The organism is Phocaeicola paurosaccharolyticus JCM 15092 (assembly GCF_000613805.1).
Lineage (GTDB): Bacteria > Bacteroidota > Bacteroidia > Bacteroidales > Bacteroidaceae > Phocaeicola > Phocaeicola paurosaccharolyticus.
In genome coordinates this window covers 23,070-32,895 of sequence record NZ_BAJR01000036.1, presented here as the reverse complement: position 1 = coordinate 32,895, position 9,826 = coordinate 23,070, and the positions used below count along the sequence as shown (strand labels likewise).

Annotated in this window: 8 protein-coding genes, 1 tRNA gene and 1 pseudogene; 5 read left to right on the top strand and 5 right to left on the bottom strand. The window is 33.2% G+C overall.

What is annotated here, in order from left to right; genetic code table 11:
- The first annotated feature begins 41 nt into the window (after nucleotides 1-41).
- Nucleotides 42-116, top strand: a tRNA-Val gene (locus JCM15092_RS12545).
- Between the two features lie 125 nt (nucleotides 117-241).
- Here JCM15092_RS12545 and JCM15092_RS17675 read toward each other — a convergent pair.
- Nucleotides 242-385: a response regulator transcription factor gene (locus tag JCM15092_RS17675; RefSeq protein WP_235782360.1), complete on the bottom strand. Its 144-nt coding sequence runs from the start codon at nucleotides 383-385 to the stop codon at nucleotides 242-244.
- Nucleotides 375-977 (bottom strand): PAS domain-containing protein, encoded by a 603-nt coding sequence (locus JCM15092_RS16100; RefSeq protein WP_235782359.1) that lies wholly within the window; start codon nucleotides 975-977, stop codon nucleotides 375-377. The genes JCM15092_RS17675 and JCM15092_RS16100 overlap by 11 nt, the downstream gene beginning before the upstream one ends.
- A gap of 80 nt (nucleotides 978-1,057) precedes the next feature.
- Between JCM15092_RS16100 and JCM15092_RS17670 the strand changes: the two genes are divergently transcribed.
- Together JCM15092_RS17670 and JCM15092_RS17665 are read left to right on the top strand one after the other, a co-directional pair.
- Nucleotides 1,058-2,026, top strand: a complete 969-nt coding sequence (locus tag JCM15092_RS17670; RefSeq protein WP_235782358.1) for a TonB-dependent receptor — start codon at nucleotides 1,058-1,060, stop codon at nucleotides 2,024-2,026.
- The gene (locus JCM15092_RS17665) at nucleotides 1,966-3,387 is read left to right on the top strand and encodes a TonB-dependent receptor (protein ID WP_235782357.1); all 1,422 of its coding nucleotides are present in this window, start codon (nucleotides 1,966-1,968) and stop codon (nucleotides 3,385-3,387) included. Before JCM15092_RS17670 ends, JCM15092_RS17665 begins: the two co-directional genes overlap by 61 nt.
- Nucleotides 3,388-3,691: 304 nt before the next feature.
- Here the strand turns inward: JCM15092_RS17665 and JCM15092_RS12525 are convergent, their stop codons facing one another.
- Nucleotides 3,692-4,360: a DUF4145 domain-containing protein gene (locus tag JCM15092_RS12525; protein WP_024994964.1), complete on the bottom strand. Its 669-nt coding sequence runs from the start codon at nucleotides 4,358-4,360 to the stop codon at nucleotides 3,692-3,694.
- 326 nt (nucleotides 4,361-4,686) lie between these two features.
- Here JCM15092_RS12525 and JCM15092_RS17955 point away from each other — a divergent pair.
- Nucleotides 4,687-4,848 (top strand): annotated as a pseudogene (locus JCM15092_RS17955) (phage terminase large subunit); the annotation flags it as partial.
- A 318-nt stretch (nucleotides 4,849-5,166) separates the two neighbouring features.
- Nucleotides 5,167-6,210, top strand: a complete 1,044-nt coding sequence (locus JCM15092_RS12515; protein WP_024994962.1) for a virulence RhuM family protein — start codon at nucleotides 5,167-5,169, stop codon at nucleotides 6,208-6,210.
- A gap of 284 nt (nucleotides 6,211-6,494) precedes the next feature.
- On the opposite strand, the gene JCM15092_RS12510 is transcribed toward JCM15092_RS12515, so the two are convergent.
- Together JCM15092_RS12510 and JCM15092_RS12505 are read right to left on the bottom strand one after the other, a co-directional pair.
- A complete protein-coding gene (locus JCM15092_RS12510; RefSeq protein ID WP_024994961.1) occupies nucleotides 6,495-7,427 on the bottom strand; it encodes an AraC family transcriptional regulator in 933 nt (310 codons plus the stop codon).
- Nucleotides 7,428-7,651: 224 nt separating this feature from the next.
- Nucleotides 7,652-9,517, bottom strand: coding sequence for a tetratricopeptide repeat protein (locus tag JCM15092_RS12505; protein WP_024994960.1), 1,866 nt, complete (start codon nucleotides 9,515-9,517; stop codon nucleotides 7,652-7,654).
- Nucleotides 9,518-9,826: the final 309 nt, after the last annotated feature.

The following is a 9,826-nucleotide window of genomic DNA, read 5'->3' as shown; positions in this document are numbered from 1 at the left end:
TCCGTCAACGCCCACCCGAAAATATATTTAAAAGTCATAAAGGGCGTTTAGCTCAGCTGGTTCAGAGCATCTGCCTTACAAGCAGAGGGTCGGCGGTTCGAATCCGTCAACGCCCACATAAAAAGATAATATTGTGTATTTTATTATTACGAGGTGGTACTTTATGAGTATCGGCTCGTTTTTGCTTAATATACTATCCGAAAAAACGGCTCATACCGAAATAATATAAATTTAGCCTACATTAGCTGATCAATCCCAATGCTGAAGCATATTTAACAGCCTCCATAGAATTATTTACATCTAACTTCTCTAATATTCTTTGTCTATGCGTATTAACTGTGTGTACACTAATAAATAGCTGTTCTGATATTTCCTTACTTAGCAAGCCTTCTTTTATTAACTGTAAAATAGCTATCTCTCTGGTAGTAAGCTGATGCTTTTCGGGATAATAGGTTTTCGATAGAAAAAAACTTATTATCTTTTACATTTAAGATATGACATCTCACTGTTTTAAATGAGCTTTGGTCAGGAGATAAATCTAAAACACTAAGTGCTAACCATGCATTTCCCGACTTATCTTTTTCCAATAAGGTGTATTGCTCTACCACCCTCATATACTGACCTGTATAATTACGAATGCGGAATTCTGAAACCATTTTATAATCCTGCAAGTTTTCTTTATTAGCATGTAAAAACTTAAGTACAGCAATACCGTTTCTTACCAAAGAATATAAATCGTCAGGATGTACGCGTTCATCTATGCCTTCTTTACAATCACCAAATATCTCACCGAAATTAAAAGATGTATATACATGCTTCCTCTTATACATATCAAAAACTGTTATACCACTATTGGAAACTTTAGCTAAATGAGACAGCATTTGCTTATGATATTCCAGTAGAGAATAATCAAGGTCAGCTTCATCAAAACTCTGCAATGATAAAAGCCGAGCATGTTCCTTTTGTAAATCTTCCATATGGCAATATAATGATAAATCAGTATTGATCTCCTAGAGGACAGTATCTTACTTTGTACAAAACAAAATTAGGTAAAATCATGAATAAAACGTTACTATTTCTTTTATTAAATGTCTTTTCTTTAGGTATATTTTACGGTCAGTCTTCTCAAAATATACGAGGTATAGTATATGATAAACAATCAAACAAACCAATTGAATATGCAACGGTAGCAATACTAAATAGTAAGAGACCTTTAGGAGTAAGTACAGATAGTTTAGGACAATTTAAAATACAAAATGTTCCGATAGGGCGCTATGATATTAAGGTAGCATTAATTGGCTATAATCCTATTATTATAAAAGAGCAACTATTATCTTCTTCCAAAGAGCTGTATCTGGAAATTGCAATGGTCGAAAACTCGAAACAGCTCGATGAGATTGTTGTCACTCCTCAGATAAATAAATCACAACCCCTAAATAATATGGCATTAGGGAGTGCCCGTATGTTGAGTGTAGAAGAAGCAAGCCGGTATGCAGGAGGTTTCGATGATCCGGCAAGGTTAGCCACATCTTTTGCAGGAGTAACAAGCAGTATCGGGAATAATGGTATTGTGATAAGGGGAAATGCACCTAAATTTCTGCAATGGAGAATGGAAGATGTTGAAATTCCTAATCCAAACCACTTTGCAGAAGTAACTACATTCGGAGGAGGAGGTTTATCTGCATTAAGCAGTTTTGTATTAGGTAATTCTGATTTTATGACAGGTGCATTTCCAGCTGAATACTCAAATGCTTTATCTGGAGTGTTTGATATGAATCTACGTACAGGGAATAATCAAAAACGAGAAAATATGGTTCAACTCGGGTTGATAGGAATAGATGTTGCTTCCGAAGGTCCATTCAAGAAAGGAAGTAATTCTTCTTATATTTTCAATTATAGGTATTCAACACTAGGACTACTTCTTCTCTGCTACCTGAGGATGCAGAGAACACAAAGTATCAGGATTTGTCTTTCAAATTTAATTTTCCAACTAAAAATGCTGGTGTATTTTCCGTCTGGGGAGTAGGCTTGATTGATCGCTCGGGGCAAAATGCAGAAACCAATCCTGATAAATGGGAATATATGCAGGACAAGGAAGATCAAAATGTAAAGCAATACATGGGAGCTATTGGTCTGAATCACAAACTAAGAGTGTGGAATAACGCAACACTTAAAGCATCTTTGGCTACCACAGTGAGTGGTCTTGATATGCATACTGAAAGAATGGATGCTAATGCAAAACCTATTCCGCAAAATCTAATAAAGTCAACTAATTGGAATTTTGTATTCGCGTCATCGCTTAATAAGAAATATAGTGGGATACACACCAATAAAACAGGATTGAGGGTTATAGGACTTAAATATAATCTACTATTAGAAGAAGCGACACATCAAAAGCCAATGAATGCCATAACCGATGAATCTGGTTTCAGTTCTCTGCTGTCTGCATATACTAATTCATCTTTACAATTTTCGGATAAATGGACGCTTAATCTAGGTGTCAATACGCAATTATTCACACTAAATAATAACTATACGATAGAACCCAGAGCAGCATTGTCATGGAAATTTAAACCAAATCAATCTTTAGCTCTTTCTTATGGACTACATAGCAGATTAGAAATGTTGAATTATTACTTTACTAAATCGAAAGAGGGTGAACTTATTAATAAAGATATGGATTTTACAAAAGCTCATCACATTGTATTATCCTATGACCTAAATATTGGAAACAACTATCATGTTAAGATTGAACCTTATTTCCAACAATTATATAATGTTCCCATTATGAGTGATAGTACATTTTCGTTTATAAACCTTCAAAATGATTGGTTCATAACCAATAAACTTTCTAATAAGGGAAAAGGAGTCAATTATGGTATTGATATAACCTTTGAAAAATATATGTCAGAAGGTTATTACTATATGCTCACCGCATCTATTTTTGATTCTCGTTACAAGGCAGGAGATAATAAATGGAGAAACACAAGGTATAATCGAAACTTTGTATTCAATGCATTAGCAGGAAAAGAGTGGATGGTAGGACTTGGTAAACAAAATATGTTCAATGCTAATATTCGATTATCTTATCAAGGAGGAGACAGATACTCGCCTATTAATCTTGATGCATCTCAGAAAGAGGAAGATGCAATTTATGATGAAAACAAAGCCTTCTCGAAACAATTATCTCCAGCCTTTCTTTTACACTTGAATGTAAGCTACAAAATTAACAAGAAGAATTTATCTCATGAGTTTGCTATTAAGGTGCTAAATGCAACTAGTAACAAAGACTATCGAGGTCATCGATACAACTTTAAGACGCATTTGGTAGAGCCCGAAAGAGAGGCTGTTATTATCCCAAACATTAGTTACAAGATTGAATTTTAGTTTATGTTCTCTCATTGGGAATAGTTTGTTTTATTCAACAATGTAGAATTGTTAACTATAAATAACTATGCTTATGAATGATTTTACAAGAATAAAATTTTTCATTTTGCTAACAGGAAACTTGCAGGAGGTAGCAGATGAAGATCACAAAGAATAATGACTGAGTCATTTATAACAATAAAATTTGTAATCATGGTAGAATGTAGCACAAAGAAAAAAGGCAAAGGCGGTAGAACCAAATGCTAAATTAAAAGGGAGCAGCTTAGAGTTGTTCCCTTTTAATTTATAGGATAGCGCTAATTTATTACGATACGGGCTTCTGGCCTGCACTTATTAATTTTTTATTAAGTTCCTCTTTAATTGTAGCAGATTTAGCTGGCTGAACGAAATAAAAGTCAAAAAGTAATTCTATTATGTCCAATAGAAATTCTGCCTCAGTGGGCTCAACATCCAATATTTCTCCAGAAGCTTGGTCTTCTATTCCATGAGCTGCAATATTGCCATATCCACGTATTATATTAAGATTATCGCTTAAGTATGATGGGATCATATTTGCATCTATAAGTGCATCAATCTCCATTTTAAGGTTTTTCTTCTTAATTTCCGCTTTTGTGCGAATGATATTCTGCAAACATCTACGACTTAAGGCTGCGCTTGCTTTTGTGCTAAGAGGAAGGACCAAACAAGCTTCGTTATAATCTTCAGCTAAACTTTTTTCTACTTCTGGTGCAGCAGGAGTATGACCACTTGATAATGGATATATTTGTTTATAAATAATATTTTCTCCGGACAGCCTATTCACTCCAACATTAATAAGATATTCAGATATACCCATTTTAATAATGATTTTGTTACAATCAGTGTTCGGGCATTTCATAAAGAATATACTATATTTCATATTATCTTCATAATCTCCTAAATAGACTTCTCTAAAACTCTCATTTACTTCTACCTGACAATGTGGACATTTCATAATACATTTAATTTATTGATTAATAAGTATAAAAGTAATTGATTATTTGATAGAATGTACAAAAATATTTCCATCTTATATTTTACTGAAAAAGGTATAGATGGAGAATATTCTATTTGACCCACATAACTATCGTGTTCATGACGATGCAAACAAATCATTAATCAACAAGAGCCTTTCTCAATTCGGTGCTAGCCGTTCAATACTTCGATAAAGATGATATTATCATAGCAGGTAATGGATTATATGAGCAGGCGCAACAGTTAGGCCTTAAGGTACGTGTCGTTGAGTCAGACGGCAAGGAACTTATCGCAATACAGTGCACTGATATTGAAGGAAAGCATTCTGACGGTGTTATCGGTGCATGTGATACGGCCGATAAGGGCGATGATGATTTCTGCGCTCCGTTCGCCAAGGTATTCATTTCGAGATACTTCATTACCGACGTGATATTCACCAAGGATCCTGTTGAGATTACAGAGCCTCGTGAGTATTTGAACGAGTACAACGGAAAGAGAACGAGACGTAAAACGTCAGTGCCAAGCCTACGGGTTTGGGAGAATTTGCTCATTTTTTTTCACAAGAAGAGTAAATCCTCAAAGTATCGCCTTATTCATTCTTCCCATAATAGAGGTGTTTAACAGATAAAAAAGAAAAAAAATATATTGAAGGATAGCTGCTGAAAAACAGCTCATTAATTATGTTGTCAAATTTTGCAGAAAGTGTTATATTTGCAGGATACATCAATGGTTTGGCGAATGAAACTAACAGTTTATAAGGTATATTCTAAAAAGGAATCCTAAAGTATGAGTAGAAAAAAGGAATTTCAAATACGAAATAGCACTGCCGAATTTTTGGTATTTACTTCTCAATCGGGAGAAAATACGATTGAAGTACGAGTGCAAGATGAAACTGTTTGGCTTACTCAAAAACTGATTGCCTCATTGTTTGACGTAGATAGGAGTGTCATTACCAAGCATCTGGCAAATATCTATCAGGAAGGTGAACTAATAAAAGAAGCAACTTGTGCAATTTTTGCACAAGTTCAAACCGAAGGGAATAGACAAGTTACCCGTGATATTGAATTTTATAATCTTGATGCTATTATTTCAATCGGTTACCGTGTTAATTCCCAAAGAGCAACACAATTTCGTCAGTGGGCTACATCCGTTTTACGTGATTATGCCATTCGTGGCTACATCATCGATAAAAAGCGTATGGAGAACGGTACATTCCTCAATGAGGATTATTTTGAGCACCTACTTGCCGAAATCCGGGAAATCCGGTTGAGTGAGCGCCGATTCTACCAGAAAATAACGGATATTTACGCCACAGCAATGGATTACAACAAGGATGCAGTTACCACAAAAGAGTTTTTCGCCAAAGTCCAAAATAAATTGCATTATGCTATACACGGTCATACTGCTGCTGAACTTATTATATCAAGAGCCAATGCAGAGAAAGAACACATGGGATTGACTTCGTGGGAGAAAAGCCCCGACGGCAAAGTAGTGAAAACCGATGTCTCCATCGCTAAAAACTACCTGACTGAAACAGAACTGGAATCGTTGGGACGTATTGTCAATGCTTATCTTGATTTGGCGGAAGACCGCGCAAGAAGACATATCCCAATGACAATGGAAGATTGGGCGAAACGTCTTGATAGGTTCTTAGAAGCCGACGACCGGGAAATATTACAAAATAGTGGAAAAGTTACTGCCCTGATGGCAAAAGATTTTGCAGAAAGCGAATTTGAAAAATATCGTATCGTACAAGACCGCTTGTTTGAATCTGATTTTGATAAAGAAATAAAGCGTATCGAAGAGAAGCAAGACAAACCGGAATATTGAAAAAGAGTTTGAATATTTTCCGGAATGTCGCTTGTAAATATCAGGGAAATAGCTATTTTTTGTCATAGCTAAAGCTATTTGCTCGCATCTATTTCGCCTCAAAAAATGTGTGCAATCTGTGTGTAAAGAAAGGCACGAAAAAGTTAACACATTGATTATACACAGGTTTGATTGGTTAAATAAGTTCCGTCAACGCCCACATAAAAAGACAATATTGTGTATTTTATTATTACGAGGTGGTACTTATGAGTATAGGCTTGTTTCTGTTTTTAATGGCTAGTACACTATATACAGAACCATCTCTTATCAATAATTATTGAAGAGCTCTTAGTATATGTCCATGCCTTTCTCTTAATTATATTAATGCTCTTATCATTGTAAATTTCCATATTGCATCGTTCCAAACCGAAATAGCTGGAATATGGTATGAATCCCCTATTTGAGGAGAGAATTTTTCTTGGGGTGTATGAGGTGAATTTACGAAAATCTCTAATCATATGTGACTGATCCGAGTATTCGCATTCCAATGCAACCTGAGCCATAGGTAACTCTGAGTTATCTTTCATGAGTTTCAATGCTTTCTGATATCTGACAATCGCTGAGAATGTTTTGGGCATGATACCTATATTATCTACAAAGACTCTCGTAAACTGTTTATTACTTAGGAATATATGTTCAGCAAGCTTATCTGATTTAGTATTAGTATTAGTATTTATTAATTCTATTATATTTTTCAGATATGGTATGTAGTAGTTCCTCTTATTGTTCCTTATTCTGAATAATAAAAACGATTCAATATGTTCTATTGCCCTAATATAATTGTCACTATTAGCTACTTTCCTAGATAATAGTGCTAGCTCTGCATCATCTAAATCGTCAATATAAACTTGTTCATTGAGAAATTCCCCGGCAGGCACTCCCAAAAGTAATTTAGCAGCGTATGGTCTTAAGACAACTCCAATAATACCTGCTTTTTCATTTTTGTCGATAAAATAACTTTTATCATGTTGTCCAATAACAACACCTTTATAATTAAAGTCATTATATGATTCGTTTTTGCTTCTTACTTCAATCTTATGAAAGATGAGTTCAACATGTCCTGAAGGTAAAGCCTTCTCTTTTAATATACTCTCGTTATTTGTGTCCAATATCCAAAAATATTGAATATATGATTCCAATTCATTACAAGGGAAAATGATATTTGTAAAAAAATCCATGATATAGTAGTCTTTCGTATCCAATATGTATTTGACCTTATAGTAACCGTTTGCCGTTACTAGTTTTTTTGTTTAGTGCAAAGTTATATTGGGAATAGGAATAAAGCTAAGATATAATATGGACAAGCGATTTTCGTAGGACTCAGTAAATCAATTATTTATTTTGTTTAGTGGTGGACAAATTTATTCTTTTTATAGTAAATGTTTACAACGAATATATAAAACTAGTACTCCCATATTATTAAATCCAGGCTTTTACCTCCATCAAACATATATGGATTATTAAGCAACAATTTTCTCTTTAGCCTTAATTTATGTTTTGACACAGATGTAGAAGATATACCAAACATAATAGCTATATGAGATATTGTATATCTTAATTTAATAAGGATACATAATTGCATATCGAGGAGGGTAAGTTGAGGGTTATCAGCTTTTATTCGTTCATATAGATTATTGTACACTTTGTTTGTAATATTATACAGATGTTCCCAATCATTCTCTTTCAGAAATTTAGGTTCCTCTCTAAGTTTGCACAACAGTTCGTCATTATTAAGTAGTTCAATAGTAAGTTTTTTCTCCTTCTCTTCTAACTCTTCCATTCTCAATAGCAGAGATTTCATCTCTTCAATTCGTTGTACAGATGTTGGATTTTTTAAAGTACTTATTGATTTAGTAAGTGTAAGGTTCTCTTCACGGAGGATTTTTGTTTTTCTCTGGAGTTCATAGAGCTCACCTTTTTTCTCTTCTATCTGACGGTTCATATCTTTATCATCCGAGATTAAAGACTGCAAGTCACTTATATACTGATCGTTTCTTCTAATCTGTTCTTTATTCTTGTTGATAGTTAAATAAATGCGATTCAATTTATTCTCTTTTTCACATAGTTTATATCTATAAATCATGATAATTACTAGTATAAATAAAAGTAATACAGATATTATGGCGACAGATATTAACAATAAACTTTTTCTCTCAACTTTCAACATACAGTTTTCTGCCTGAGCTTTTTTCTTGGCGTATTCATCTTCCATTTTTGCAATCTTATTATTCTGCATATTTCGATTTACAGAATCACAAAGTGTAAAGAAATTATCTCCATAGAACAGGGCTTTTTTGTAGTCAACTATATTGTATTTGTATATATTATAAAGTCCATGGTACGAGTCCTCCTTTATATAAATATTATCATAATTGACTCCCTTTTTGAAGTAATAAACCGCAGAGTCAATATTATTTAGTTCGTAATGTACTTTAGCAATAGTTATATATCTTACTTTTTCTTTTCTTATTCCTTTATTGTATAAATTTTCATTTAAATCTTTAGACTGTATTGCATATTTAAGTGCTAAATCATACTTTTCATTTAGAAAGTAAGCTATCCCCAGAAAGTCTAAGGACTTTGCATATGCTGCTGCTAGATTGTTCTCTTTAGCTACTTTAACAGCTTTTTCAGCATATAATATACATTTGCTGTATTCATTGGTCCTTCTTCCAATATAGTGATAAACCTCAGAAAAATTATTGTATATCATAGCTTCACGGTGCTTTACTCCATCTTTTTTTGTTCTCCATAAAGCTTTTTTCAGCAAAGAAATTGATTTCTCGGGTTGATCTCTTTCTAGAAAAACTTGAGAGTAGCATAGATATAGTTGTGCAGCCAATGTGTGCATGTTTGTGTGTTCTACATATTTGCATCCCATCATCAGATCTCTTACCCATTCAGTTTCATCTCCAATATTTTTATCTGAGTGTACAACGCTATGAAGATAATATGCTAATGCTTTTTTTTCACAGTTTTCTCTAGATATATAGTAATTATAAGCAAAAGACAATTCTTTTTCAGAAATATCATTTTGATATGTTCTATACTGAGCCCATATTTTGTATAGACACCAGGTAGCATATTGCTCTTCATTATGCTTTACATATGGAGCAATTTCTTTTAATATTACCAAAGAACTATCTGGATTTAATGAAATTGTTCCGTAAGCTTTTGAAAGTTTGGATTCAATTATATCAGGTTCTTTATTACATGATATAAATAATACTGTAAATATTATTGAAAGAGAGTATATAGTTATTCTCATAGTAAATAGTATGTTTTGTCTAGTTTTACGGTGTAAAAGTAAAGAATATTTATATTAAAAATCAATAGAACTATATATATTTGTGTTAATCTGATATCTGATATGATAAAAATCTAACATAATAGTACAAAAGGGACAATTTCTCCGAATTATTAATTAAAAATCGTGTTACCTAAACCTCTTATAATAAAGCCAATAGTATACATTTTCATACAGTCCAAATCCAAAAGTCCATTTTCTACAATTTTCACCGTATATGTAAACTTATTTTTGTGCTGGTAATAATAGCATAATGTTCATTAATAATGA